Source organism: Kangiella sp. (genome assembly GCF_048265365.1).
GTDB lineage: Bacteria > Pseudomonadota > Gammaproteobacteria > Enterobacterales > Kangiellaceae > Kangiella.
The window spans coordinates 703,379-728,611 of the sequence record NZ_JBLXBT010000001.1; the positions used below are offsets into that span (position 1 = coordinate 703,379).

Consider the following 25,233-nt stretch of genomic DNA (forward strand, 5'->3'; position numbering starts at 1 on the left):
GAGTTGAAATGAAACGTATATTGCGCAAACAGAAAGGTTTTACCTTGACTGAAATTTTGATTGCTTTAGCAATCGTTGCCATTATGGGCACAGTAGTGACACTAAGCTTGTTGGGTAATACCGACAAAGCAAGTCTTCAAAAGTTGAAGTCTGATCTAGGTACTATCGAAATGGCTTTGCAAAACTATAAACTGGACAATGGTTATTACCCAACTACTGAGCAAGGTTTACGAGCATTAATTGAGAAACCTTCAACCAATCCAGTGCCACAGAATTATCCACGCAATGGATATCTAGGCAGTCGTGCTATCCCTACCGATCCTTGGAAGCGTGAATATGTTTACATGCAACCAGGCCGTAATCATGACTATGACCTTTACACTTTAGGTGCTGATGGTCGTCCAGGTGGTGACGGTGAAAATATGGACATTAGTCCTTGGAATGTACATGAAGCCAACTTCAACCGCGACAATCAGTAAACCGTCTGTTCGACATTCCACTATTCAAGCAGGGTTTACCCTGCTTGAAATTCTTATAGCGCTGGCAATTGCAGGCATCATGTTGTCAGTGGCGGTAATTGCCTTTTCGGATAATGATGCAGCCAAACTAAAGAATAAAGCACATCAACTGTTTGGTCTGATACAGATTGCGCAAGAAGAATCGATTATTCGTGGTATTGAGGTTGGTATTCGAGTTGAACAGGATGGTTACAGTTTCTTGCTGTATGACGGAGAGCGCTGGAGCCCATTGCAAGATCATGCATTGCTAAGGAAGGTTGAATTAGATGAGCCTATTGAAATGTATGTCAATGTTGAAGGCCAGGAGGCGCTGCTCGGAAGCTCGGCAGAGGATGAGGTGATGAAAGGCGATGCTGAAGATGAGCAAGCCGAAGATGATGCAACCAAAAATGTTGAACCACCACAAATTTTTATTCTCTCCAGCGGTGAAATGAATGAGTTTACGGTGACCATCGGTTTAGATCGCGATGACGCAAGGTTTTACCGAGTGACCGGTAATTATTTAGGTGATGTCCAGTTAACACCAGCCATTGAAGGTCATTATAGACATGACTGGGACCTGGAACTGGATGAACCGTTTTAATAAGCAAACTAAAGTGAATCCATGAAATCAAGAATGGGCAAACAACAAAAAGGCTTAAGTCTGCTGGAGCTATTAATCGCTTTAGCAGTATTTGCTATTTTTATTACGCCCATGTTGACTGGATTGTATGCTGCCAGCGTGACCGCGATTGGCAATGCTAAAGAGAAAACCCTGGCAAGCTACATCGCACAAAATCATCTGGCTGAGTTGCAACTTAAGGATGACTGGCCTTCAATAGGACGTAAACAAGGAGAAGTTGAGTTCGCGGGCCAGGAGTGGCGATGGGAGCATGAAGTTGTTAATACCGCAGATGAGAATATGCGAAGAGTGACCGTAGTCATTTTAACCGGTGAACAAGGTAGCTTTTCAATGATTGGTTTTGTCGGTAAAAAAGAGAAGCGCTGATGAAACGTATACATTCAAAACAATCAGCATTTACTCTTACCGAAATCATGGTCGCTTTGTTTGTATTTAGTATTGTGGTGGCAGGAGCGTTGCAGGTATTTACGTTTGTGCAAAGAGCATCAGATTCTAATGACAAACAAATTCAGCGATTGCGGGAAATACAAATGGCGGTTCGTCAGCTGGAAGAAGATATTCGCTATCTGGTACCGCGAACTCGCCGAGATGAATACGGAGACACCTCACCACTTATTGTTGGTGAAACCAATAGTGTGAATAGCTACCTGGAATTTACCCGCGCAGGTTGGCGGAATCCAGCAAAACTTACTCGCAGCGAGTTGCAGCATTTGAAATATGAATTTGTGGATGATGCGCTGTTGAGGCACCACTGGCTGTATATCGATCCTGCACAGGAAGGCCAGGAGTTAACGCGGGTGATGTTAAAAGGCGTCAATGAGTTCAAGCTTGAGTTTTTAGACGAAGAGAACTGGAAAGAAGACTGGATCATTGACCGCGGCAGTAAGGGCGCTATGCCTCAAGCGATAAAAGTCACTATTTCATTACAAGATTATGGTGAAATTTATAGGCTATTTCCGTTGACTGATTTTAGCTCCAGTGAGCGTGACGATGACAGGGATGATGGTAGGAGTGGCGGCGGTGACTCGGAACGTGATGGTGACAATAATGATGACCGTGGAAGGCGTTAGAGATGAATAAACGATCTTCTATAGTTTTATCAACACGAATCGGCAAAGCGAATCGTCAGAAGGGCATCGCTTTAATTACGGTGTTAGTGATATTTAGTGTGTTGAGTATTATGTCTATCCATATTTTGTCGAATCAAAATATGAATAACCGTCGTACCGCTAATATTATTAACAGCTCTAAAGCTTATCAGTATATGTATGGCGCTGAGGAGTTTGCTAAAAGCTTGTTGCAAAATTACTTTGAAGAAAGTGAGCAAGAAAGAGTCCACCGGAATCAACCTTGGGCACAGAGTCCAATGATGTTTCCCATTGAACAAAACATGGGGCAGCTGCAAGGGTCTATCAGAGACATGCATAGCTGCTTCAACCTCAACAGTATTATTATGGAGCCAATGGCTGCAGCTGGTGACGAAAGAGAAGGTGGAGGAGAAATTGGCGGCGGCGGTAGTGGATTACAGGTGGTAGAAGAGTCCGCTGGTGATAGGAACGAAGCTCTGCCGGGGCAAAAGCTTTTTGCCAAGTTAATAGAGCCACTGATTGAGAGCGGAGAGTCATCACCACAAGCTTTAGCTACGGCGATGCGAGATTGGATTGATGATGACCTGGAGCCGAGCGGAATTGACGGCGCAGAAGATTATACCTATACCGGCTATAGAAAACCTTATCGGACAGGCAATACTTTCATGGCCCACACCAGTGAGTTGATGGTGGTAAAGGGGTTTGATGCCAATGTCTATGACAGCATAAAAGACTATATTTGTGTGTTGCCCACTGAGCAGGGAACGATTAATGTTAATACGGTGAAGCCTGAACACGCGGAATTGGTATGGATATTATTAGAGGATGTTGATCTGGCCACGGTCAGGCAGGCTTTAGAGCAGTTGCCAGAAGATGGATACGATGAAGCCACCTTTTTTGAGACTTTGGGGAGTGGTAAGGTGTCTCAGGATGGGCGCGGTAGATTAGTTTTTGATAGCCAGTATATGCAATTAACTGCAACAGCAATAGTGCAAACTGGCAATGCTAAAGTGCAATCATTACTGATGAAATCTGACAGTAAATTTCAAGTGGTTGCACGCCACATTGGAGATTAGCAATGAAAGGTCGATTATTTATTCGATTAAAAAGCGATGAAGAGTCTTTGGAGTGGGGGCTCTTAACCTATGAGGAATCGGTTCCTAAACTGAAGGAGCAGGGTGAGTTATTACTGGATGACATGATTGCGCTTGCCGAGCAAGCCAATCAACAGGAAGTAATACTACTATTACCAGCTAGCCGAGTACGCTGTTTTAATGTTAAAGCACCGACACGTAGCCGTAAGCAGCTGGAAAAAGCCGTTCCTTACATATTGGAGGAGCAGGTGCTCGAAAATGTAGAGCATCAAATGTTTGCATTAGGTGGCGTTAACAGTGATGGAATGTTAGCAGTTAATGTTGTCGATAAAGCGTATCTTTCAGGTGTGCTTGAGCGGCTTAAAGAAGCGTCCATCGAGCCAGACTATGCGGTTTCAGATGCCGCCTGCTTACCATTGTTTGAAGATGCGTGGACATTACTAGAGCATGACGACTCTGTTTTAGTCAGACAGTCTGCTAATGAATATTGGTCTACTGAAGTAGACATGTTAGCGGATTTAGTTAACTGGAATTTACAGAGTCAATTTGAAGAAAATCAAACGGTTTCTCAAGCGGTTAGAATTTATAGCCCTCATGAGCAAAGCGAATTGCTTTCAGGTGTCGCAGGATTAGCCATTCAGAAAATGGCTGTTGGTAATAGCTTGGAGTGGCTATGCAGTCAGTTTAATTATTCTTCGATCAACCTTTTACAACAAGAGTTTTCATCACAGAAGAAAAGTCAGATGAACCTGGGCCAATGGAAGCTTCCCGCAATTGCTGCTAGCGTTCTTGTTGGAGTTGGTATCATTTATATGATTAGTCAAATGATTGTCCTGGGTCAGCAGCGAGCGAATTTAGAGCAACAGATGCTGGCAAGTGTTCAGGAGGTTTTTCCTAATATCAATGATGTGAATACTGGATTGATACAGGTATCGAATCGTTTTTCAACGTTAGGTGGCGATGCTGCTTCAACGAACAGCTTTATGCTATTGTTTGATAAGTCATTGGCAGCGATCAATCCAAAAGAGATTAAGGTTTCTCAGTTGGAATATTTATCAAGCCAGGCGCAGTTAAGTTTTGATGTGGAAGCAGCTAGCTATACAACATTGACCGGCGCACAAACCAAGCTGGAGTCATCCGGTATGCAGGTCGAGATGCGGAACGCTTCAGAAAATGGCGGGGTCTGGTCGGCTAGAATCTCTGTAGGAGTGAAACAATGAGTGCTTTAAAAACCTGGTATTCAGGATTGCAGAAACGCGAGCAGAACATGGTGTTGGCACTCGGTATTGCTATGGCTATTTTGCTGGTGTTTTTGGTGGTAGTGTTGCCATTGAAAAATTATTTCAGCAACTTAAACGATGATTTAAGTTACTATGAAAATCAGATGGTTACCGTTCAGAAACAGGTGGCAGCAATTAAAAGTGCCGGTCCGGCAAAGGCCAATAATGCTAATGTTTCTTTAAATCAGCTGGTGAATCAGAGCGCTAAAAGTTTTGGTCTAAGTTTCTCGCGAATTGAAGAGCGTGAACGTAATAAAGAGATCCAATTACGACTGGATGATGTGGAATTTGATCAGCTTTTACGTTGGATTTCATTGTTAGAGCAGGAACGTGGTTTAGTCGTAGACACATTAAGAGTCTCAAAAAAGGATACTGTGGGCAAAGTGGATGCTTCGATCAAACTGATTAAAGCTTCATGAAGAAATGGGTTTTGGGCTCCATAATTGGAGTTGCGGTTTTACTGGTATTATTGATTGCCATGGCTCCTGCAAGAATCGTATTGCCGTGGGCAACCAATGATTTGAAACAAGTGACACTCAATCAGCCTTCGGGAACTCTATGGGATGCTTCATTAGAGTCCATCATATTTCAAGGCCGCTCAATTGAAGAGATTTCAATAAAGACCAGCTTTTTCAATTTACTGGTTGGGAATTTAAGTTCTCATATTCGGGTAAATGATAATAACTTGTCTGTGGATGGTAATATCACCCTTAATAGCCAAAACTTGGCTGTGCATAATGCTCGTTACCAGATCGATGCTTCGAGTATTCTTGATTGGATACAACTACCGATCACAGAGCTTTCAGGTCATTTCATTGGTGAAATCGAAATTGTTAAATTAGCACCTAATGAGCTAAAAGCATTAGAAGCAAATGGTTACTGGCAAAATGCGGTGGTTGGCTATCCTAATTCTGTTCTTGAGATAGGTGATATTCACTTCACCATAGAGCGCACTGACAATGGTAGAGCTTTGCTAACCATCACCGAAAATCCCGGAATGCTGGATTTGAAAGGCACACTTGAAGTTGGTTTCGATAAGCAGTATCAACTTGATGTTAGTACACAGACTGATGTTCCTTCAAATATTAAGCAATGGTTAACCCAGTTGGGGCGAACTGAAAACAACAGGATCCTAATTAAATGGAATGGTCGCCTGCCTTAACACAAAGCCAGTGGGATGAACTTGAAGCCATTTTGTTAGATATGGATGGTACTCTGCTGGATCTGGCTTTTGATAATGATTTTTGGTTAAGGCAAGTGCCCAAGCTCTACGCGGATAAGCTGGCTGTTGACCTCGAAACTGCACAAAAACAACTCTTTGATTTGTACCATGACTACAAGGGTACGCTTGAATGGTATTGCACTGACTTCTGGAGTGAGCAATTAGGTATTGATATTATCAAGCACAAGTATGACTTGGCACATAATGTTGCTATCCGCCCGGGAACCATTGAGTTCTTAAATAAGGCGAAAGCTCATAATAAAAGATTAGTGCTGGTCACCAATGCTCACCCGGATACTTTAGCGGTTAAAATGGATCGAGTGTTAATCGCTAAGTACTTTGATGATATTTACTCCTCTCATCAATTCTCTAGACCAAAAGAGTCGCCTGATTTCTGGACTCGTTTGCAGCAAGAGATAAAACTACCGCTGGACAAATGTTTATTTGTTGATGACTCTGAGGACATTTTAACGGTAGCGCAACAATCGGGAGTTAAACTGGTCCTGTCGGTCAGCCAGCCTGACCTGTCGCTACCGATCAAAGATGGTTTGAAATTCCCAAGCATTAATCAACTGAATGAAATTATTGGATAATAATCTATGCGTGAACCACCCAAAATAAAACAGACCAAGCTTATAGCCCAGACGCGTATTTTCGGGGTGGAAGAAATGGAGCTTGAGTTTTCTAATGGCGTTTACCGTATTTATGAAAGACTGAAAGCTGGCAAACATGGCGCGGTGATGATATTACCGTTGTTAGATAAAGACACCATGCTTTTAATAAAAGAATACGCCGCCGGAGTCGAGCGCTATGAGCTGGCTTTCCCCAAAGGATTGGTTGATGCTGGTGAAAGTAGTGAGCAAGCGGCGAATCGTGAGTTACAGGAAGAAGTAGGGTATGCAGCAAATCACCTTAAAGTGTTGCGTAAAGTTAGTCTGGCTCCAGGTTATTTAAGTCATCAAATGGATATTGTGGTAGCTGAGGGTTTATACCCGAGCAAGCTGGAAGGCGATGAGCCTGAGCCGATTGAAGTGGTGGAATGGAAAATAAGTGACATGGACAAACTTTTGGACGTTGAAGAGTTTAGTGAAGCTCGTAGTATTGCAGCACTCTATTTATTGAAAGACTATTTAGCCAAATCGTAACAAGTCATAAAAAACAAACAAAAAACAGCGAGCAAATGCTCGCTGTTTTTTATGTGTAATAAAGTGATGCAAGAAGACGTTTAAACAAAATCACTTTTCTTCGGCAGGCATTGAGATCACTGTTTCACCATCTTCCTGTTGCTCTAGTGTGCCATTAATCTCTAAATATTCACCGACTGGCTTGTCACCTGCAACAATTTGAATCGCTATCGGTTTTTCATAAGCTACTGACAGTTCTTTTGCGAAAATAGTGACCAGGTGAATGCCTTCGGATTGTGGAATAACCGTAATCACTTGTTCTGCAGGTTGTTGCTTCAAGGGGCTAGCTTTGAAGGTGAGCTCCTTGTTGTTGGTCATTAGTAACTTGTCGCTGGTTTGCAGTCGTGCGATAACATCTTGCTTGTTATTTTCGGCTGATAAATGGATCTGAACAGCTTCACCAACAGCAACGCGTTCTTTGCTTACGCGATAATTGATAGAAACATTAGCACCAGGTTTTCCTGGGCTTTGGTAAGCCTGACTGGTCTTGCTGGTTTCAGTTTGGTTGGCACAGGCTGACAGAGACAAAATACCCAGTGCCAAGCTACCAATAACCGTTAATATTGTAGTAAGAGATTTCATAGTATGTGCCTTAATATTGTGTTAGTTACTAATAAGTTGCGCGTCATAACAAGCTCCGACAATATTTGAGCCGCTGGAGTCATAGGCAAGGGTATCTGCAACGGAAATTCCAGCTGGCAGCGTTGCTTCTAAATTGACCACTCCTGTGCCAAATTCTTGGGTAAGGGCAACCAATGAGCCTTCAAAATAAATAAAGGCATCCAGGTCATTTGAGTTTACCGGCGTCAATCGCAGAGTATAGCTTCCTGCTATTGCTATATTGAGGCGAAAAAACACATGGTTACCCAATTTGTTACTGTCATCACCATTGGTTGTGTTGGTACATACGCGCTCAGTAGCAGAGTTAGGGGCGAGAACTGTGTAAACCGGTAAGTTGTTGCTATTACCACCATTGTTGGTTTCGTTACTACCCCAAATATCCATGTTGGTGACCATGTTTTGGCCGTTGACTAAGCTATTAATTTGAGTGGTTTGTCCCGGATTATTGGCCTTGAGGTAAGTAATAAAGCTGAAAATACTGGTAAAGGCTTCGGTATTCTTTTGCTCATTGATAAAAACTTCATAGATCGGAGCTAAACCAAGATTTGCTGTGTCGTCGTTAAGGCCATCATAAATGTCATACAGTATCGCCTGAACGGAGCTTTCGTTAAACCACCCTTTGTTTGAGACATTGTTGTTTTCGACATTGATAGAAAAGCCTTGAGACTGATTTGAGCCAAGGGAATCTCGATAGAAAGGGTCATCGGTAATAATACCCGCCCAGGCATTACCAAAGCCTTCACCAAAGGCAACGCGCATATCAAGTCGGTCACCGCCGGAATGAGGACCCCCAATACTATCTGAGCGAGTTAGCAAGTCTTCGAAGTAGTGCCCCCATTCGTGAATAATGACATGGCCATCGTATTCATCGGTATCAGTATCTTCTGCACCTAGTAAATAGATTTGACCACTGCTGTAAAATGAAGTGCCAATCTGACCCTGAGTGCGATCTCCTGACTGAGGAATATTGTTGACACTCCAGTTAATGTTTAATGCTGGAAAATTAATGGTACTGTCCACAGTTACAAGCTTATTAATAGTCTCATAAACACGATCCAGAATATGAAATGGAGCTGCCGCACGAGTAGAAGTGTAGCTGCTACCTCCCCAGCCAGATGCTGCATTAAGATTGCGAGTCTGGTTGGTACTACCGGTTGAGAAGGTTGATGAGTCAAGAACATAAAGAGCACCGTTATTGGTGTTATCTACGACTCTTGTGTGCCAACTTGGAGAGCCAGTTTGTAGCAGCTCTGCTCTGACACGAATCTTTATATTAATATTGGAATCAAGCTCAAAGCTGTATTGGCCGTTGTCATTGGTTTGAGTAATAGCAATGATTGAGCTACCTTGAAGTGCCTGAATAGTAGCGCCACGAACTGGAAACTCAAAAGTATTGTTATAATCCAAGCCATTAGTACTGGTGTTGTGCGGAACATTGTCGTAGGTGATAGTTCCTGATACGGTTACTTTATCAGGAGCTGGGCCGGTGGACGGCGGATTAGAATCACCATCACTGCCACCACTGCAAGCTGCTAGCAAGGCTAATGTAGCGATAATAAAGGTGCTACGAATAAGCTTCATTGATATTCTCCAAAGGTATGGTTAAACAAGGATAAACGATGTCACCTATATAGAATATGAACAAATACAGGTTGTTTGTAAATGGCGATGACTTATTTTAGCTTAACAGGGCTATTGTGAAGATTAGCTGAAGAACGGCTGAAAACAGGGAAATACTTTCAATTCAATAAGATAGAGGAAGCCAGAGTTCTTGTGCGATCAAAGAGATTTAGAGTTTAGCCGTTGAATCAGATGATCTAATGCCGCCATCACCTGATTGTCACTTTTGTAATCATTCAATACATCGCCTGCACGAGTGGCAACTGGCCCATTCTGTGAGTCTTCTGACGGCTCAAACTCAACCGAAATATCAGGGCTAATACCTGAGTCCTGGATCGATTTCCCATCAGGCGTGTAATACAGAGCGGTAGTAAGTTTTACGGCATTACCGCCATGCACGGGTAAAATGGTTTGCACCATAGCTTTACCGTAAGAATCAGTGCCGACAATAGTCGCTCGATGATGATCCTGTAAAGCGCCCGCAACAATTTCAGAGGCAGAGGCAGAGCTACCATTGATTAACACAGCCATTGGTTTACCGCGAAGAATATCACCAGAAGTTGCAGTGTAAGATTCATTACCTTCGGGTAATCTACCCTTAGTGGAAACGATCACTCCGGCATTTAAAAATAAGTCACTGACTTCAATTGCTCCATCCAACAAGCCACCAGGATTGTAGCGCAAGTCCAGTATAAAGCCGGCTAATGGTGCTTTGTTTTGTTTTTCCATCGCGCTAATAGCCTTACTCAGGTCATTAGCCGAGCGGATTTGAAATTCATTAATGTGTGCATACCCAATATGTTGTTCAAGTAACTGATAACGAACACTGGTGGTATGAATAATTTGGCGAGTAAGGGTAATGGTTTGGATCTTATTGTTATTAGCCTTGATGACGTTTAGGGTAACCTTGCTGCCCGGTGGGCCACGCATGAGTTCGGAGCCTTCGACGTCGGTCATGCCTTTTGTCGAGCTGCCATTAATCTCAGTGATAATATCGTTGAGCTCAAGTCCAGCCTCTTTGGCTGGTGAGCTCTGAACAATCGCCATAACCTTAATACCTTCGGGCAAGTGGATGGCTTCTATGCCGATACCGGCGTAATCGCCTGTGGCGCTTTCTTCCAGCTGGGCAAACTGCTCAGCATTCAGGTAGCTTGAATAAGGATCGAGGTTATGCAGCATGCCACGAATGGCACCATCGAGAATTTCTTTGTCGGTTAACTCATGAACGTAAGATTTTTTTATTTCAGCGTAGACATCAGCCAAAGCTGCCAATTCATCTAGGGGCAGGGTTTCGATAGAGTTTTCTGGGGGGGGTTGTTGCACTGGAGCTTGCTCATCAGGGTGTTCTGCCGCTCCAATAATTGGGCAGGTAGCTAACCAGAAGATTAAACAGTACACCATGCGATTCATAAGTTTCCCTCAGTACTCTTTGTAGAATTATTTGATCCAGCTTAATGGATTTTGTGGTTTGCCTTTATATCGAATCTCGAAATATAAACCAGGTTCCGAACTGCCACCACTTCTCCCCACCGTTGCGACAGGCTCGCCTGCTTCAACCCAGTCCCCAGTAGACTTAAGCAAACTCTCATTCTGTCCATAGAGTGATAAGTAACCTTGACCATGATCGATAATAACCATTAGTCCAAACCCGCGCAACCAATCTGCAAAAACGACTTGACCATTATGAATCGACTGCACAGTTTGGCCTGATGATGCATTAATGACAATGCCGTTCCATTTCACTTTGTTTTCAAATTTATTACTGCCAAAGCGATGTTCAACGGTTCCTTTAACGGGCCAGTTCAATTTGTTTTTGTGCTTAGCCAGTCCTTTGAGAGATTGCTTTGGAGCAAAGTCTTCGAGGGTTTGTTGTAGTGAGGAAATAATTGACTGCAATTCCTGTTCGTCTTTACGAAGTTGTGCCAGACGAGTATTTTGATTTTGGTATTCTTGCTTAAGCTTTTTGAGTGCATCCGTTTGTTGCGATTTTAAAGAAAGCTGCTGCTCAACTTGTTGCTTTTGTTTTGCTTCAAGTTCGGTTAACTCAAGTGTTTTGGAATTAATCTGTTGTTCAACCTGCTGTAGTTCTTGTAAGGTTTTCTGCAAAGCTTCAATGTCGCGAATTCGTGCTTCGTTGAGGTAGCGATAATACTGCAACATACGAGAAATTTTTGCTGGGTCTTCCTGATTCAAAAGGAGTTTAATGTATTCTTCCTGGCCGGCAATGTAGGCACTGCGTAACTGGGAAGATAGCTGCTTTCTTTGCTGTTCTTTAAGGATGTTCTTCTCGGTTTTCTGATTTTGCAGCTGGTTAAGTTGATTTTTATTCTGGGTGATTTTGTTTTGGGTATCGCGTAATTCTTTGCTGACAGAAGACAGTTTAACATCGATTGCCTGAATCGCTTTTTCGGTGTCGCTTTGCTGGCTACGGTTTTCCGCTAATCGTTTTTGTAGCTGACTAATGACCTGCTTTAACTGTTGCAGTTCCTGCTCTGCTCGTTCCTGATTTTGTGCTGACAATGCAGAAGATGAGAAAAACAAAGCCAACACCAGCAGTAGACACCGAGGCGTTGACTTAACAGAAAATAAAACGAAAAAATCAGTTAACTTCAAAGATTGGACGCCCCGTCATTTCTTCAGGAATGGATAAGCCCATCAAGGTTAACATGGTTGGAGCTAAATCAGAGAGAACTCCATCACTGACTTTAACCGTCGCTGTTCGCCCAACATAAAGAAGAGGGACTGGCTCGCTGGTATGTGCAGTATGGGCTTGGCCGGTTGAGGCATCCGCCATCTTTTCAGCATTACCATGGTCGGCTGTAATTAAAGCTTCGCCGCCAACTTTTTCCAGCGCTTCGACGATGCGACCAATGCAAACGTCCAATGCTTCAATTGCTTTGACGGTGGCATCGAAATTTCCGGTGTGGCCAACCATGTCCGGGTTGGCAAAGTTACAGATAATCACGTCATAGCTTTGATTTTCGATGACTTTAACCAGGTGGTCTGTGACCATGGCCGCATTCATTTCTGGTTGCAGGTCATATGTGGCAACTTGGGGCGATGGTATAAGCTTGCGGTCTTCGCCAGCAAATGGTTCTTCGCTACCGCCATTAAAAAAGAAGGTTACGTGAGCATACTTTTCGGTTTCAGCGATACGTAACTGCTTCTTGCCAAGCTTCATTAAGTGTTCGCCAAGCACATTGGTCATAGCAATCGGCGGGTAGGCGGTGCTTGTTGGAATGTCTGACGCATATTCGGTCAGCGTCACAAAGTCAGCAAGTTGCGGGCGAACCTTGCGGGTAAAGCCAACAAAATCATCATTAACGAAGGTTTTGCTTAACTGGCGCGCGCGGTCAGCGCGGTAATTCATAAAGATAACGCTATCGCCATTTTCAATGGCTACTGGTTCACCGATGGTGGTGGCTTTTACAAACTCATCGTTTTCATCACGCGCATAAGCGGCTTGTAAACCATCGACCGCATCATCGGCATGATAAGTGGCTTTGCCTTCAGTCAGCATTTGATAGGCTTCTTCGACACGCTCCCAGCGATTGTCACGATCCATCGCGTAGTAGCGACCGATGATACTGGCAATGCGACCGACGCCCTGCTGTTGACAGACTTGCTGCATTAGTTTCAGGCTGGCTTCGGCGCTGCGTGGTGGCATATCGCGGCCATCCAGAAAAGCGTGGATATAAACCTTTTTAGCGCCACGCTGATGACACAGTTTCAGCACTGCGTGGAAGTGTTCTTCGTGGCTGTGCACGCCGCCAGGAGAAAGCAACCCCATGAGGTGCACTGCTTTGTTCTGCGCAACCGCTTTATCAATTGCCGCCACCAAGGTTTTGTTTTCAAAAAAGTCACCGTCGACAATGGCTTTGCTGATGCGGGTGTAATCCTGATAGACCACACGACCAGCTCCCAGGTTTAAATGACCCACTTCGGAGTTGCCCATTTGGCCATCGGGCAGACCAACGTCTGTTCCTGAGCCTGAAATCAGGGTGTGGCTGTATTGTTGCCAATACTTGTCCCAGTTGGGTGTGTTGGCAGCCATGATGGCGTTATCGGTCGGATCTTCACTGTAACCCCAACCATCAAGGATGATTAAGGCCATCGGTTTTGGCGTATTACTCATGGATTCTTGATTTAGCATGAAAAGTTGGCGCTATTGTACCTTTTGGCTGAATGCTAAGCCAGTCGACACCAGCAAGTTTCAATCTCCTTATCAAAAGTTGGTTACATAAAAACAATTGATCTCATTAGGAAACATTCCCTATAGTTATGGGCCAAAACAATTTCAATAACAATTTAAGGAGATATTCATGGAACTGGGTTTAATTATTGGGTTTGCGGTATTTATCGTTTTTTTATTATTTTCTGGCGTTAAAACAGTGGTTCAGGGATTTGAATATACGGTTGAGCGCTTTGGAAAGTATCGCAAGACCTTGTCACCAGGTCTGCATTTGATTGTGCCCATTGTTGATAAAGTCGGTGCCACAGTTAATATGAAAGAGCAGGTACTTGATATCCCTGCACAACAGGTCATTTCACAGGATAACGCGACTGTCACCATTGATGCCGTGTGTTTCTTCCAGGTGATCGATCCGATTAAAGCCACCTATGAAGTGAATGAATTGCCTCGTGCCATGCAAAATCTGGTACAAACTAACATTCGTACTGTGTTGGGTAGTATGGATCTGGATTGGATGTTGTCTAAGCGTGATGAAATCAATGCGCGGATACTGACTATTGTGGATGAAGCGACCAATCCTTGGGGCGTGAAAGTTACTCGTATAGAGATCAAAGACATTTTACCACCACGTGATTTGGTTGATGCAATGGCACAACAGATGAAAGCGGAGCGTTTAAAGCGTGCCCAGATTCTCGATGCCGAGGGTACCAAGCAGTCTGAAATTTTGGAAGCTGAAGGTATGAAGCAGTCCTCTATTTTGAGAGCTGAAGGTGAAAAAGAAGCGGCATTCCGTGAAGCGGAAGCGCGTGAGCGTCAGGCGGAAGCGGAAGCGAACGCAACTCAAATGGTGTCGAAAGCGATTGCTGAAGGTAATGTACAGGCGATTAACTATTTCGTAGCACAAAAATACGTTGATGCACTGGCTAAAATTGCCACTTCGGATAATCAGAAATTGTTAATGCTGCCTTTGGAAGCTTCTTCAATCATTGGCTCGGTAGCCGGTATTGCTGAAATTGCCAAAGAGTCATTCGGTAAAAAGTAAGGGGTAACCATGGAGTATTTCCTACAAATTGAATATTGGCACTGGCTGGTTTTCGGGCTAGTGCTTTTAATCCTGGAGATATTTGCTCCAGGCGCCATTTTGCTCTGGTTTGGGGTGGGTGCTTTGGTTGTTGGTGTGTTGCAGCTACTGATGCCTGGAGTAATGCCTCCTGAGGTACAATGGCTTGTTTTTTCGTTAATATCGGTTGCTAGCCTGGTTCTTTGGAAGCGATATGCTAAAAAACACAAGCTGGATCAGGACGATGATTCGGGTTCGCTCAATCAGCGAAGTAAGTCTTTGATCGGGCGAGAGTTCAATCTTAGCAACGCCATTGTGAATGGTGTGGGTAAGGTTAGAGTTGGTGATTCTTACTGGCGTGTGGAAGGGCCTGATTTACCTGAAGGCAACAAGGTTAAGGTGGTTGGCTTTGAAGGAGCGACTTTAAAGGTTGAAGCAGTTAACCCTGAAGCTTAGCAAACTTTTATATTTGCGATAGGAGTGGAGGCTCAGGCCTCCATTTTGTCATATCAGTGGCTATATTTTTAATCAGGCATCCTTATAGACTCTAGGTCTTGGTGCTGTTTTGTGTATAATGCGCTGTCTCTATTTTGTGAAATCCAAAGGCTTATCAGCAGATGCAACAACTACTTGAGTTTTACGGTAATCACCCAGTTTTGGGTACTGCCTGGCTGGCATTTACCGTACTAATTATTATTAGCTTGATTAAAACCGCAACCAGCGGCTCTAAGTCATTGACTCCATTAATGATGACACAAATGGTCAACAAGCAAAATGCAGTGGTAGTTGACCTGCGTGCGATTGCGGATTTCAATAAGGGTCATATCCCAGGTTCGATGAATATTCCTTTTGGTAAGCTTAAGGACCGCATTAAGGACCTTGAAAAGCATAAAGAAACCCCCATCATTATGGTCTGTAACGCCGGTGTGCAAGCAGGTAATGCTGCGATGCAACTCAGAAAACAAGGTTTCACCGAAGTACATAAACTAAAAGGTGGTATCCAGTCCTGGACTACAGAAAACTTGCCTTTAGCGAAAGGCTAAGCTAAAACATCCAACGATATTTGAGAACTACAATGTCACAAGTAACCATTTACACCACTCGTTACTGTCCATTCTGCGTCAGAGCGAAATCGTTATTAAATGAATTACAGGTTGAATATAAAGAGATTCCTGTCGATGGAGATGCTGAGCTTCGAGCTCATATGGAATCTTTAACCGGTGGTTATACGGTTCCTCAAATTATAATTAATGAGCGTGCAATTGGTGGTTGTGATGACCTGTATGCATTACACCGAAAGGGTGAGTTATTACCACTTTTGCAAGACAACAATGAATGATTAGTTAAGAAATTAAGAGAGAATATTATGGCAGAGCAAGATCAAAACATCGGAAATAATGGCGAGCAACAAGTTGAAACTCCGGAAGGAGCGCAGCTTGTAATCCAAACAGTTTATGCAAAAGACGTTTCTTTTGAAGCTCCTAACTCACCAGAAATCTTTTTGGAGCAATACAAGCCAAGCATTGATGTTAATCTTAACAACAAAGTTAAGGATTTAGAAAACAACAGCTACGAAGTTGAATTGCAGGTAACTGTAACCGCTAAAAATGGCGAGAAAACTGCTTATATCACTGAAGTGAAGTACGGTGGTGTGTTCGGTGTTAAAGGCCTAGAAGATGAAGTTAGAAATCGTATGCTAAGAACTTTCTGCTGCGAGCAGTTGCTTCCCTATGTTCGTGAAGCCGTTTCAGAAACTATTTCTCGCGGTGGCTTCCCACGTTTTACTTTGCAGCCGATTAATTTTAATGCTTTGTATGAGCAGGCTATGCAGCAAGCTCAACAGCAACAGGCAGGACAAGGCGAAGCGAACGCTTAATGTCTACACAACTTTCCTTTGCGGTTCTTGGGGCAGGTTCTTACGGAACCGCATTGGCAGTTTTGCTTGCCCGTAACGGACATCGTGTTCAGTTATGGGCTCGCAATTCTCAGCATGTTGTTGATATGCAGCAGGCAAAACAGAATACCAAATACCTTCCTGACGTCACTTTCCCTGACAATCTATCAGTAACCGATCAAATTGATGACGCTTTAGAACAGCATCCTATTATTCTGGTGGCGGTTCCAAGTCATGCATTTCGCGATACGTTGCACCTGATTAAGCCTCTTGTAAATCAAGACAGCAAGCTAGTATGGGCGAGCAAAGGTCTCGACCCCGAGAGTGGTGATTTACTGGGTAATGTCTTGAAAAATATTTTAGGCGATAGCATGCCGCATGCCATTTTATCAGGGCCAACTTTTGCTAAAGAAATGGCTATTGGCATGCCCACTGCCATCACTCTGGCAGCGAACAATGATGATTTTGCAGAGCAACTAGCCTTGGCCTTACATAATGACCGCTTCAGAGTCTACACCAGTGACGATATCGTTGGTGTACAAGTTGGTGGTGCTGTTAAAAATGTGGTTGCCATCGGAGCGGGTATTGCTGACGGCTTAGGTTATGGCGCGAATGCCAGAACAGCCTTAATTACTCGCGGCTTAGCTGAAATGACTCGCTTAGGTGTCGCCGCAGGTGGAAAGCAAGAAACCTTCAATGGAATGGCAGGCATGGGCGATTTGGTTTTAACCTGTACTGACAATCAGTCGCGTAATCGCCGCTTTGGTTTAGCCTTGGGTAAAGGCGCTAATCGAGATGAGGCAGAGCTGGCTATTGGTCAGGTGGTTGAAGGTGTGCGTAATGCTAAGGAAGTCAAAATGCTGGCGGAGCGATTAGGAGTCGAAATGCCAATCAGCGATGCGATCTATCGCATAATTTATGAAGGTGTTGACGCCCGTCAGGCCGCACATGAGTTATTAACTCGTGACCTTAAATCAGAAAGCTTAGAATAGGCTTATTCAAGCGAAAGAATTGCAATAACCCCCTTAAAATTAAATACAGATACTAAGTTAATGCCGCCACAGATAATGATAAAAACGATGGGGTTGCACCTGATTCTTATCAAAATACTGTAAACAATCGCCAATGCCATCTTAAAGCTTAAAAATACCCATATCGGCCACCAATTAAATCCCCCAAATGGGAAGTCGCTTAAGTGATGAGCATGGCGTATGAGATAAATATTCATCAATATATAAATCAAAAAAGCGGCTGTAACTAAGATATTGGCCAATGTCTTGGTTTTACTGAAGATATAAACAAGAAGAGCTATCAGCCAAGGTAGAGTTAGCACAGTCCATGCAATTATAGAATAACTCGTAGAGCCTATCTCTAGTCCCACCATCTTCCCCTTACAAAAAGCCCTCAAATTCTCTCTGTCGCAGCACTTCGTAAGTCACAATGGCCACGGTATTAGAAAGATTCAAACTACGGCTGTCGGGCCGCATAGGGACTCTCAGCAACCTGTCACCCATGTCTTCCAAAATGTGATTGGGCAAGCCGCGCGTTTCTGGGCCAAACATGAAATAATCACCGCTCTGATATTCAACCTGATGAAAAAAATGTTTTGCTTTGGTGCTAAGCCCGAATAATCGTTTGGGTTGCTCAGCATCGAGAAACTGTTGATAGTTTTCATGGATTTTGACTTGTGCCCACTCATGATAGTCCAGCCCTGCGCGACGCATGCGTTTATCATCAATCTCAAAGCCAAGAGGCTTGATTAAATGAAGCTGAAAACCTGTGTTGGCGCACAACCGAATGATATTGCCAGTATTCGGCGGAATTTCTGGTTCAAATAAAACGATATGGTACATTCAGTCGTTATCCTGCTGTTGCCATTGTTGAAGTTTACGGGTCAAAGTATTACGTCCCCAGCCCAAAAGCTTGGCTGCCTTTTGTTTGTGCCCTTGAGTCAGGCGTAGCGCATTGTCGGCGATAAAGCGCTCAAAATCATCTTGAATTTGTTGCAATATTTTAGTTTGCCCTTGGTGGTAATGCTGCTCAATGGTCTTGTGGATCTGTTGTTGCCATGCCGGTAAATGGGTATTAGGTTGCTGATTATCCAGGGCTTTGCGACAAATGTTGATAACCTGATTAATATTGAATGGTTTCGGCAAGTAATCAAACGCCCCCAGTTCATGGGTTTGGCTACCAATATCGGTATCGGCATAAGCAGTGATCATAATAACCGGTAGACTCGGATGCGATTGATTGAGCTTTTCCAGTAGTTCCAGTCCGCTCATGCCTGACATTTGAATATCAGTAATCACAATATTGGGCTGGTGTGTGTTTACCAGCTCAAGCGCCTCGACTCCGTTATCACAAGAAATAACTTTATACTCAGCATTGTGTAGTGCTCGCGCTAGCACCCAGCGAATGGAGCTATCGTCGTCTACTACCAGTATGGTTGCTTGCTCACTCATCGTTGTTCAATCCTGCTTCTGCTTCTGCTTCAGTGTTAATCACGGGCAGGTATATGGAAAAGGTCGTACCGGAAGGGTCACTGGTAAACTCAATGATGCCCTCTTGCTGCTGTATCAGACTCTGTGCGATACCCAGTCCTAGTCCGCTGCTGTGCTTTCCGCTGATAAGGGGCACGAACACATTAGGCTGAAGTAGAGGATCGATTCCTGGTCCATCGTCTATCACACTGATACGGATAGTGAGTGGGTATTGTTTAGTACCAATGCTATGGCGCGGGATAGCGCGAGTTTTAATCGTGACTGTTGCTTGCTGCTGCTCAGCGCATGCATCAATTGCATTTTGTACAACATTGAGTAGAGCTTGATAAACCGACTCGGGAGCAATATTCAATTCGGGCAGGCTGGGATCATAATCTCTTATCAGCTGAATATGGTTGGTTAAGTTTATAGTGCAGAAGTCATAAACCTGTTCGGTGATTTCATGAATGTTGAGGGATACTTTGCTCGCTTTTTTACCACCAAGTAACATGCGATCTACCAGCTTAGAAAGCCGCTCAATTTCATGTTGAATAATAGCTGTAAATTCCTGCTGCTCAAGAGGGAGCTCCTGAGCAAGAAGTTGCGCTGCTCCGGCAATACCGCTTAACGGGTTTTTGACCTCGTGGGCCAGTTGCGCAAGCAGTTTATTATTGATCTGATTTTGTTGCAGAATACCAAGTTCGTTTTGATAGCGCTTGATGCTTTGTCTGTCTTGCCACTCAACCATCAGGTACGGCTTGTCCAGATGAATCCAATGTCCTGTGAAGTTGGCGATAATGTTACGACCATTAAGTAACTCTAACCTTAGATCGTCCTGAGCAAAGCTGCCATTGTCTTTAAGCGTTTTCAGTAGTTCACGCAACGGTAGGCTATCGCTGGCGATGAAATAACCGTAGCGCTGTCCTAACAGAACTTTGGATGTGGTCATCAGGGCGCTTTCTGCAGTTTGATTCAGGTAGGCAAAGCGACCATGAGTATCAAATAGCATGACGGCTGTGGAGAGCTGATCAAGCAGAGCTTTGGTATTCATTGCAGGAGTGGTTGGTAGAGAAGACGATTAGTATAACAGGGGAAAACCAATGGCGCACCATTTTGGTGCGCATAGGCATCATTATTACGATAGAGTTAAATTAATTACCAGAATAATAGAAGGTGATGGGCTTAGATGTCTGTATAACGCCCTCTGTTTCATCATCGACAACGATGGCTGTAAGTTCCTGAGAACCTCTAGCGATATTCGTTAAATTAAAATAAGGAATTTTTTGATCTTGTCCTACCCGAGTGCCGTTAATGTGTAGTCGAATACTGTGATTGGGGCGTATTTGAGGCGTGATACCAACTACAATATTGATTGAGCCATCCTGTGACTGGATACTTTCACCATTACTGGGACTATCGATAGAAAAAACATCGTACTTAATTGTGGCAGGATTTTTGGGATCATCCTTGGCGGCGGATTCATTGCTGACATTTGTACGAGGCCCTGCAATCACATTTCGATTAGACTGTACAGTTATAGCTTCTGCATCATCACTAGGCTTATCGGTAAAAATAACTTTGCCATCTTTATCGATTTTTTTGTAGAGTACGGTGGCATCAGCTGATGAAAACCATAAGCAACTTGCCATCAGAATAAAAAATTTCAATAAGTATGAAGCTTTAAATGACATTAAAATTTCCCTGTAAATAATAATTTATCAATTAGACAAAGTATTAGGCAGTTAGTGCTCAGTGTCAAAATAAAAAAGCCCAGCATGTGCTGGGCTTCGTATGTTGCATGGCTTTTGATTACAAGCTGTAGTACATATCAAACTCAATAGGATGAGTAGTCATGTTTAGAAGCTGTATATCAGCACGTTTCAGTTCAATATAAGCATCTAGCATGTCATCAGAGAAAACACCGCCACGAGTTAAAAACTCACGGTCTGCATCAAGTGCGTCAAGAGCCTGCTCTAATGACTTAGCAACTGTTGGAATTGCTTTTGCTTCTTCAGCTGGTAAATCATACAAATCTTTATCCATAGCGTCGCCAGGATGGATTTTGTTTTGAATACCATCTAAGCCAGCCATCATTAATGCAGTAAATGCCAGGTATGGGTTAGCCATAGGATCTGGGAAGCGAACTTCGATACGACGTGCCTTCGCGCTGGTTACGTGCGGAATACGGATTGATGCCGAGCGGTTTTTAGCTGAGTAAGCCAACATGACCGGTGCTTCGAAACCAGGAACCAGACGTTTGAATGAGTTGGTTGAAGGATTGGTAATAGCGTTTAGTGCACGAGCATGCTTGATAATACCACCAACGTAATATAAAGCTTCTTCAGAAAGCCCCGCGTATTTATCACCGGCAAAAAGATTCTTTCCATCTTTAGCTAATGACATATGAACGTGCATACCAGTACCGTTATCGCCAACAATTGGCTTTGGCATGAAAGTAGCAGTTTTGCCATAAGCGTGAGCAACGTTATGAATCACATATTTTAAGATCTGAACTTCGTCGGCTTTTTTCATTAGCGTGTTAAATTCAGTTGCGATTTCATTCTGACCGCCTGTGGCAACTTCATGGTGGTGTGCTTCAATGCGCAAACCCATTTGCTCCATTACTAAACACATTTGCGAACGAATATCTTGTGATGAATCAACCGGGGGTACCGGGAAGTAACCGCCTTTAACACGTGGGCGGTGAGCATAATTGCCGCCTTCGTAGGTCTTGTCAGAGTTCCATGCTGCTTCAGGGTCGTCGATTTTGACGAATGAGCCACTCATATCCGTTTTAAAACGCACATCTTCAAACATGAAAAACTCTGGCTCTGGACCAAAGTATGCAGTATCAGCGATGCCGGTTGACTTTAAATACTCTTCAGCGCGGCGTGCAACAGAACGTGGGTCACGGTCATAACCTGTCATAGTGGACGGTTCTAAAATATCACAACGTAAATTAAGCGTGGCGTCTTCAAAGAAAGGATCCATAACTGCAGATTCAGCGTCAGGCATTAATACCATGTCCGACTCATTAATACCTTTCCAGCCAGCAATTGAAGAACCATCAAACATCTTGCCTTCGGTTAGCATTTCTTCATCAACTAAACGCGCGGGGATAGTCACGTGCTGTTCCTTGCCTTTAGTATCGGTAAAGCGAAGGTCAACAAACTTAACATCCATTTCTTCAATCATTTTAAGAACGTTTTCAACTGACATTACTCTTGCTCCAGTGTGTCAAAAGGAATTTGATGGTGGCTATTATAAGCAGGTGACAAAATGAAAACTAATACAATGTACGGGCAGGACCAAAAGTGGTGCACCAAACTGGTGCAAGTCGGTTGTCAGATGAGCTATATTGGCTGACAGGACAAAAACAAACAAGAAGTGAAAATACGTTGGTTAAAAAAGAGCCAATCATAAATATTTTTTGAGACCTGATATTAAGCCGCAGGCCAGCCCCTATAAGGGATAATCAAGCCTAACTCTATAGTCACTTAAATGTAAAACTTGTTGACCAACTATAGAAAATTATGATAACTATAACATTCTCCAAGGCTGTGTTTGGCCGTGGTACTTTATTGTGGCACTATAAAATGCAGTTTTGGGTACAAAAGAAAGAAAATTTACCAACTTATCTATAGGTAGGATTTTATGACTAACAAGACAATGATAGCTAAAGCAGTTAAGTACGCTTTATATAGCGGCTTTGCAGCTTCAATGGCTGTTGCAGCTCCAGCATCTTTCGCTGCGGAAGAAGAAGCTGAAGACACTGAAACAGTTGTTGTAACAGGTTCTCGTTTAAAGAGAACTGACGTTGAAGGTGCAAACCCAGTTACAGTAATTACACGTGAGCAAATCGAACTTTCTGGTGAGATTTCAGCGGCTGAATTACTACGTAACACAACGTTTAATACTACAGGTTCATTCCGTCCACAATCTGGTTCGTCAGCGCAAGGTGTTGCGATGATTGACTTGCGTGGTATTGGTTCTTCTCGTAGCTTAGTGTTGGTTGACGGTCGTCGTTTGACTATGTCTCCATCAACAGGTTCAAGCCAAGATTTGAACTCAATCCCAATGGGCGCAATTGAGCGTATCGAGATTTTGACTGATGGTGCATCAGCAATCTATGGTTCTGACGCAATCGGTGGTGTTGTAAACGTAATCACTCGTAAAGATTACAACGGCGCTGAAATCAGCTTACAAAAAGGCGAGCCAAGCATTCCTTCTGAAGGCGGCGAGCGTGAAGCTGGTAGCGTAATCTTCGGTTCTTCAAATGACACGACTAGCCTTTTAGGTGGTGTTTCTTGGAACAAGCGTGAAATCGTTTTCCAACGTGCATTCCCATGGGTTGAGCCAGGCGCTTCTATTTATGGTAACAACTGGATCCTAACTGACTTCTCTAATGGTTTCACAGCAATCCCAGGTGGTTGTGAAGGTGAAAACTATTACAGAAATGGTAATGCTTGTGCGTATAACTTCAACGCAACTAATGCGAATGAAGCTTCATCTACCAATGAGTCTTTGTATTTAAAAGCTACTCACATGATCAATGATGATTGGCAGTTGTATGCAAATGCTAACGTATCTAAAAACGACTCATTTGGTCGTTATGCTCCGGGTCCAGACAGTAACTTCTTCTATGGTTTTGCAATCGCAGAAGACAGCTACAACAACCCAACCAACCCTAACGCGTGGATGTATGATGCGAACAACCCTAACTCTGTAGCATATGATGCGGGCATTGGCGCTAACGTACCTGTACACTTGTTCCACCGTTTTGCAGCTACCGGTAACCGTGACAATGAAGTATTCAACGAAAACGTTGACTTCTTAGTAGGCGCTACAGGTTTTGTTGGTGACGTTGAGCTAGACTTCAGCATGCGTCGTGTACGTAACAACACAACTGAAATTGGTAACGGCTACATTGCTGGTTTAACAGCATGGGGCTTTATTAACGATTTCAACCCTGGTTATGACTCAACTGGTACTACATACGATCCAGCTACTTACCGTTATGGTTATGACATCCAAAACCCATTCGATAACCCTGATGAAGTACTTTCAGGTTCTGTAGTAACAACTTCTCGTGTAAGTGATTTCAACTTCGACGAAATTTTTGCTTCTGCGGCATTTGATTTGGGTGAGTTAGATGGCGGCACAATCCAAATGTTCGTTGGTGCTGATCGTCGTGAAGAGTACTACAGTGATCAATATGACTCGCAATCAGAAGCTGGTCTAGTTGGTGGTTCTGCTGGTAACTCAGCTGGCGGTGGCCGTGACGTAACTGCTGCTTATTTCGAAACATTGTTGCCTTTCACTGAAGAGTTTGAAATGTCTATTGCAGGTCGTTTCGATGACTACTCTGACTACGGTAATGATTTCTCTCCAAAAGTATCTATGCGTTACCAGCCAATGGATGAGTTAACACTTCGTGCATCTTATGGTGAAGGTTTCCGTGCTCCAACATTGGATATTCTGACACAGAAAACAGCATTCTCTGCTGACCCTGTACAAGATCCAACTACGTGTGTTGTTTTCGGTCAAGCGCCTGATTGTGAAGTTCAAATCAACGCTTACCGTATTGCAAACCCAGACCTAGAGTCTGAGCAATCAAAACAGTATGCATTTGGTGTTGCTTATCAGCCTGCTGATTGGTTTAACTTCACAGTAGATTACTATAACATCGCAGTAGATAACCGAATTGCTTTCTTTAGTTCACAAGGTTTGATTAATCGTGAACTAGCTGGCGATCCAATCCCTGCAGGTCTTGGTGTAAGTCGTCGTGCCAATGGTTCGATTGATGAAATCTTGACTGGTTATGGTAACGAGGGTGACCTTGAAACTGACGGTGTTGATGTAAACGCTCGTTTCAACTTTGACTTCGAAGATGCAGGTCGTTTGGCAACAAACTTCCAAGTTTCTTGGATCAATGACTTAAGCATTGACGGTGGTCGTAACCTAGCGCGTGACCCAGGTGTTCCACAATGGCGTGCAGTGCTACAAAACGTTTATAACATCAGCGACTTCACTATCGCTTGGAACGTAAATAGTATCGGTGGCCAGTACACTGATGTTGTAGCGACTGCTAGTCCTGATGATGATGGTGTTGGCCGTTCTGGTGACATGGGCGTCTGGACTACTCATGACCTACAAGTAAGCTATAACACTTCTTGGGATGGTCAAATCTCAGTTGGTGCTCAAAACGTTTTCGAAAAATATCCAACTATCGAAGACTTTGATGGACGTGAATATAACTACTACTTGTACAATGGTTATGGTCGCGTAGCTTATGTTCGTTATACTCAAACTTTCTAAGTTTTAGTATAAATAAGCGAAATAAAAAAGGCGGGGTTTT

28 protein-coding genes are annotated in these 25,233 nt (G+C 43.5%); 17 read left to right on the forward strand and 11 right to left on the reverse strand.

The window, feature by feature from the left end; all coding sequences use genetic code 11:
* The first annotated feature begins 8 nt into the window (after positions 1-8).
* Genes gspG through nudE form a run of 10 tightly spaced genes read left to right on the forward strand, consistent with a single transcriptional unit; the run spans position 9 to position 6,969 of the window.
* Complete coding sequence (gene gspG, locus ACN0VI_RS03365) at positions 9-479, forward strand: type II secretion system major pseudopilin GspG (protein ID WP_331892935.1); 471 nt, start codon at positions 9-11, stop codon at positions 477-479.
* The gene (gene gspH, locus ACN0VI_RS03370) at positions 448-1,101 is read left to right on the forward strand and encodes a type II secretion system minor pseudopilin GspH (protein ID WP_331892936.1); all 654 of its coding nucleotides are present in this window, start codon (positions 448-450) and stop codon (positions 1,099-1,101) included. The genes gspG and gspH overlap by 32 nt, the downstream gene beginning before the upstream one ends.
* A 21-nt stretch (positions 1,102-1,122) precedes the next feature.
* The gene (gene gspI, locus ACN0VI_RS03375) at positions 1,123-1,506 is read left to right on the forward strand and encodes a type II secretion system minor pseudopilin GspI (protein WP_417445784.1); all 384 of its coding nucleotides are present in this window, start codon (positions 1,123-1,125) and stop codon (positions 1,504-1,506) included.
* A complete protein-coding gene (gene gspJ, locus ACN0VI_RS03380) occupies positions 1,506-2,210 on the forward strand; it encodes a type II secretion system minor pseudopilin GspJ (protein WP_417445785.1) in 705 nt (234 codons plus the stop codon). The genes gspI and gspJ overlap by 1 nt, the downstream gene beginning before the upstream one ends.
* Positions 2,211-2,212: 2 nt before the next feature.
* On the forward strand, positions 2,213-3,304 hold the full coding sequence (gspK, locus tag ACN0VI_RS03385) for a type II secretion system minor pseudopilin GspK (RefSeq protein WP_417445786.1): 1,092 nt from the start codon (positions 2,213-2,215) through the stop codon (positions 3,302-3,304).
* A gap of 2 nt (positions 3,305-3,306) precedes the next feature.
* Positions 3,307-4,542, forward strand: coding sequence for a type II secretion system protein GspL (gspL, locus tag ACN0VI_RS03390; RefSeq protein ID WP_417445787.1), 1,236 nt, complete (start codon positions 3,307-3,309; stop codon positions 4,540-4,542).
* Positions 4,539-5,021 (forward strand): type II secretion system protein GspM, encoded by a 483-nt coding sequence (gspM, locus tag ACN0VI_RS03395; RefSeq protein ID WP_417445788.1) that lies wholly within the window; start codon positions 4,539-4,541, stop codon positions 5,019-5,021. The genes gspL and gspM overlap by 4 nt, the downstream gene beginning before the upstream one ends.
* The gene (gene gspN, locus ACN0VI_RS03400; RefSeq protein ID WP_417445789.1) at positions 5,018-5,764 is read left to right on the forward strand and encodes a type II secretion system protein N; all 747 of its coding nucleotides are present in this window, start codon (positions 5,018-5,020) and stop codon (positions 5,762-5,764) included. Before gspM ends, gspN begins: the two co-directional genes overlap by 4 nt.
* Complete coding sequence (gene yrfG, locus ACN0VI_RS03405; protein WP_331892948.1) at positions 5,743-6,417, forward strand: GMP/IMP nucleotidase; 675 nt, start codon at positions 5,743-5,745, stop codon at positions 6,415-6,417. Before gspN ends, yrfG begins: the two co-directional genes overlap by 22 nt.
* A gap of 6 nt (positions 6,418-6,423) precedes the next feature.
* A complete protein-coding gene (nudE, locus tag ACN0VI_RS03410) occupies positions 6,424-6,969 on the forward strand; it encodes an ADP compounds hydrolase NudE (RefSeq protein WP_417445790.1) in 546 nt (181 codons plus the stop codon).
* Between the two features lie 90 nt (positions 6,970-7,059).
* Here the strand turns inward: nudE and ACN0VI_RS03415 are convergent, their stop codons facing one another.
* From ACN0VI_RS03415 to gpmI, 5 genes are all read right to left on the reverse strand, one after another.
* Positions 7,060-7,590, reverse strand: a complete 531-nt coding sequence (locus ACN0VI_RS03415; RefSeq protein ID WP_331892951.1) for a hypothetical protein — start codon at positions 7,588-7,590, stop codon at positions 7,060-7,062.
* Between the two features lie 21 nt (positions 7,591-7,611).
* Positions 7,612-9,210 (reverse strand): hypothetical protein, encoded by a 1,599-nt coding sequence (locus ACN0VI_RS03420; protein WP_417445791.1) that lies wholly within the window; start codon positions 9,208-9,210, stop codon positions 7,612-7,614.
* Positions 9,211-9,408: 198 nt separating this feature from the next.
* Positions 9,409-10,659, reverse strand: a complete 1,251-nt coding sequence (locus ACN0VI_RS03425; RefSeq protein WP_417445792.1) for a S41 family peptidase — start codon at positions 10,657-10,659, stop codon at positions 9,409-9,411.
* A 27-nt stretch (positions 10,660-10,686) separates the two neighbouring features.
* Complete coding sequence (locus tag ACN0VI_RS03430) at positions 10,687-11,799, reverse strand: murein hydrolase activator EnvC family protein (protein WP_417446565.1); 1,113 nt, start codon at positions 11,797-11,799, stop codon at positions 10,687-10,689.
* A gap of 49 nt (positions 11,800-11,848) precedes the next feature.
* Positions 11,849-13,384, reverse strand: a complete 1,536-nt coding sequence (gene gpmI, locus ACN0VI_RS03435; RefSeq protein WP_331893070.1) for a 2,3-bisphosphoglycerate-independent phosphoglycerate mutase — start codon at positions 13,382-13,384, stop codon at positions 11,849-11,851.
* 187 nt (positions 13,385-13,571) lie between these two features.
* Between gpmI and ACN0VI_RS03440 the strand changes: the two genes are divergently transcribed.
* The 6 genes from ACN0VI_RS03440 to gpsA all read left to right on the forward strand — a co-directional run bounded on the left by ACN0VI_RS03440 (position 13,572) and on the right by gpsA (position 17,387).
* Entirely contained in the window at positions 13,572-14,483 is a 912-nt protein-coding gene (locus ACN0VI_RS03440; protein ID WP_331892955.1) for an SPFH domain-containing protein, read from the forward strand.
* A gap of 9 nt (positions 14,484-14,492) precedes the next feature.
* On the forward strand, positions 14,493-14,957 hold the full coding sequence (locus ACN0VI_RS03445; protein ID WP_331892957.1) for an NfeD family protein: 465 nt from the start codon (positions 14,493-14,495) through the stop codon (positions 14,955-14,957).
* A 161-nt stretch (positions 14,958-15,118) separates the two neighbouring features.
* The gene (locus ACN0VI_RS03450) at positions 15,119-15,544 is read left to right on the forward strand and encodes a rhodanese-like domain-containing protein (protein WP_331892958.1); all 426 of its coding nucleotides are present in this window, start codon (positions 15,119-15,121) and stop codon (positions 15,542-15,544) included.
* Between the two features lie 32 nt (positions 15,545-15,576).
* Positions 15,577-15,840, forward strand: coding sequence for a glutaredoxin 3 (gene grxC / locus ACN0VI_RS03455; protein ID WP_331892959.1), 264 nt, complete (start codon positions 15,577-15,579; stop codon positions 15,838-15,840).
* A 27-nt stretch (positions 15,841-15,867) separates the two neighbouring features.
* Positions 15,868-16,377 (forward strand): protein-export chaperone SecB, encoded by a 510-nt coding sequence (secB, locus tag ACN0VI_RS03460; RefSeq protein WP_331892960.1) that lies wholly within the window; start codon positions 15,868-15,870, stop codon positions 16,375-16,377.
* Positions 16,377-17,387: an NAD(P)H-dependent glycerol-3-phosphate dehydrogenase gene (gpsA, locus tag ACN0VI_RS03465; protein ID WP_417445793.1), complete on the forward strand. Its 1,011-nt coding sequence runs from the start codon at positions 16,377-16,379 to the stop codon at positions 17,385-17,387. The genes secB and gpsA overlap by 1 nt, the downstream gene beginning before the upstream one ends.
* Positions 17,388-17,389: 2 nt before the next feature.
* On the opposite strand, the gene ACN0VI_RS03470 is transcribed toward gpsA, so the two are convergent.
* The 6 genes from ACN0VI_RS03470 to glnA form a co-directional block, all read right to left on the reverse strand.
* Positions 17,390-17,776 (reverse strand): hypothetical protein, encoded by a 387-nt coding sequence (locus ACN0VI_RS03470; RefSeq protein ID WP_417445794.1) that lies wholly within the window; start codon positions 17,774-17,776, stop codon positions 17,390-17,392.
* 10 nt (positions 17,777-17,786) lie between these two features.
* The gene (trmL, locus tag ACN0VI_RS03475; RefSeq protein ID WP_331892963.1) at positions 17,787-18,248 is read right to left on the reverse strand and encodes a tRNA (uridine(34)/cytosine(34)/5-carboxymethylaminomethyluridine(34)-2'-O)-methyltransferase TrmL; all 462 of its coding nucleotides are present in this window, start codon (positions 18,246-18,248) and stop codon (positions 17,787-17,789) included.
* A complete protein-coding gene (locus ACN0VI_RS03480) occupies positions 18,249-18,857 on the reverse strand; it encodes a response regulator (RefSeq protein WP_331892964.1) in 609 nt (202 codons plus the stop codon).
* Positions 18,850-19,926: a nitrogen regulation protein NR(II) gene (glnL, locus tag ACN0VI_RS03485; protein ID WP_417445795.1), complete on the reverse strand. Its 1,077-nt coding sequence runs from the start codon at positions 19,924-19,926 to the stop codon at positions 18,850-18,852. The genes ACN0VI_RS03480 and glnL overlap by 8 nt, the downstream gene beginning before the upstream one ends.
* 100 nt (positions 19,927-20,026) lie before the next feature.
* On the reverse strand, positions 20,027-20,566 hold the full coding sequence (locus tag ACN0VI_RS03490) for a DUF4124 domain-containing protein (RefSeq protein WP_417445796.1): 540 nt from the start codon (positions 20,564-20,566) through the stop codon (positions 20,027-20,029).
* A 118-nt stretch (positions 20,567-20,684) separates the two neighbouring features.
* Positions 20,685-22,094, reverse strand: a complete 1,410-nt coding sequence (gene glnA / locus ACN0VI_RS03495) for a glutamate--ammonia ligase (RefSeq protein ID WP_331892968.1) — start codon at positions 22,092-22,094, stop codon at positions 20,685-20,687.
* Between the two features lie 435 nt (positions 22,095-22,529).
* Between glnA and ACN0VI_RS03500 the strand changes: the two genes are divergently transcribed.
* On the forward strand, positions 22,530-25,193 hold the full coding sequence (locus tag ACN0VI_RS03500) for a TonB-dependent receptor plug domain-containing protein (protein ID WP_417445797.1): 2,664 nt from the start codon (positions 22,530-22,532) through the stop codon (positions 25,191-25,193).
* The last annotated feature ends 40 nt before the right edge of the window (positions 25,194-25,233 follow it).

What these genes read in the sequence shown, in the direction of transcription:
- gspG (WP_331892935.1), top strand. Translation starts at nt 9, where the DNA reads ATGAAACGTATATTGCGCAAACAGAAAGGTTTTACCTTGACTGAAATT.
- gspH (WP_331892936.1), top strand. Translation starts at nt 448, where the DNA reads ATGAAGCCAACTTCAACCGCGACAATCAGTAAACCGTCTGTTCGACAT.
- gspI (WP_417445784.1), top strand. Translation starts at nt 1,123, where the DNA reads ATGAAATCAAGAATGGGCAAACAACAAAAAGGCTTAAGTCTGCTGGAG.
- gspJ (WP_417445785.1), top strand. Translation starts at nt 1,506, where the DNA reads ATGAAACGTATACATTCAAAACAATCAGCATTTACTCTTACCGAAATC.
- gspK (WP_417445786.1), top strand. Translation starts at nt 2,213, where the DNA reads ATGAATAAACGATCTTCTATAGTTTTATCAACACGAATCGGCAAAGCG.
- gspL (WP_417445787.1), top strand. Translation starts at nt 3,307, where the DNA reads ATGAAAGGTCGATTATTTATTCGATTAAAAAGCGATGAAGAGTCTTTG.
- gspM (WP_417445788.1), top strand. Translation starts at nt 4,539, where the DNA reads ATGAGTGCTTTAAAAACCTGGTATTCAGGATTGCAGAAACGCGAGCAG.
- gspN (WP_417445789.1), top strand. Translation starts at nt 5,018, where the DNA reads ATGAAGAAATGGGTTTTGGGCTCCATAATTGGAGTTGCGGTTTTACTG.
- yrfG (WP_331892948.1), top strand. Translation starts at nt 5,743, where the DNA reads ATGGAATGGTCGCCTGCCTTAACACAAAGCCAGTGGGATGAACTTGAA.
- nudE (WP_417445790.1), top strand. Translation starts at nt 6,424, where the DNA reads ATGCGTGAACCACCCAAAATAAAACAGACCAAGCTTATAGCCCAGACG.
- ACN0VI_RS03415 (WP_331892951.1), bottom strand. Translation starts at nt 7,590, where the DNA reads ATGAAATCTCTTACTACAATATTAACGGTTATTGGTAGCTTGGCACTG.
- ACN0VI_RS03420 (WP_417445791.1), bottom strand. Translation starts at nt 9,210, where the DNA reads ATGAAGCTTATTCGTAGCACCTTTATTATCGCTACATTAGCCTTGCTA.
- ACN0VI_RS03425 (WP_417445792.1), bottom strand. Translation starts at nt 10,659, where the DNA reads ATGAATCGCATGGTGTACTGTTTAATCTTCTGGTTAGCTACCTGCCCA.
- gpmI (WP_331893070.1), bottom strand. Translation starts at nt 13,384, where the DNA reads ATGAGTAATACGCCAAAACCGATGGCCTTAATCATCCTTGATGGTTGG.
- ACN0VI_RS03440 (WP_331892955.1), top strand. Translation starts at nt 13,572, where the DNA reads ATGGAACTGGGTTTAATTATTGGGTTTGCGGTATTTATCGTTTTTTTA.
- ACN0VI_RS03445 (WP_331892957.1), top strand. Translation starts at nt 14,493, where the DNA reads ATGGAGTATTTCCTACAAATTGAATATTGGCACTGGCTGGTTTTCGGG.
- ACN0VI_RS03450 (WP_331892958.1), top strand. Translation starts at nt 15,119, where the DNA reads ATGCAACAACTACTTGAGTTTTACGGTAATCACCCAGTTTTGGGTACT.
- grxC (WP_331892959.1), top strand. Translation starts at nt 15,577, where the DNA reads ATGTCACAAGTAACCATTTACACCACTCGTTACTGTCCATTCTGCGTC.
- secB (WP_331892960.1), top strand. Translation starts at nt 15,868, where the DNA reads ATGGCAGAGCAAGATCAAAACATCGGAAATAATGGCGAGCAACAAGTT.
- gpsA (WP_417445793.1), top strand. Translation starts at nt 16,377, where the DNA reads ATGTCTACACAACTTTCCTTTGCGGTTCTTGGGGCAGGTTCTTACGGA.
- trmL (WP_331892963.1), bottom strand. Translation starts at nt 18,248, where the DNA reads ATGTACCATATCGTTTTATTTGAACCAGAAATTCCGCCGAATACTGGC.
- ACN0VI_RS03480 (WP_331892964.1), bottom strand. Translation starts at nt 18,857, where the DNA reads ATGAGTGAGCAAGCAACCATACTGGTAGTAGACGACGATAGCTCCATT.
- glnL (WP_417445795.1), bottom strand. Translation starts at nt 19,926, where the DNA reads ATGAATACCAAAGCTCTGCTTGATCAGCTCTCCACAGCCGTCATGCTA.
- ACN0VI_RS03490 (WP_417445796.1), bottom strand. Translation starts at nt 20,566, where the DNA reads ATGTCATTTAAAGCTTCATACTTATTGAAATTTTTTATTCTGATGGCA.
- glnA (WP_331892968.1), bottom strand. Translation starts at nt 22,094, where the DNA reads ATGTCAGTTGAAAACGTTCTTAAAATGATTGAAGAAATGGATGTTAAG.
- ACN0VI_RS03500 (WP_417445797.1), top strand. Translation starts at nt 22,530, where the DNA reads ATGACTAACAAGACAATGATAGCTAAAGCAGTTAAGTACGCTTTATAT.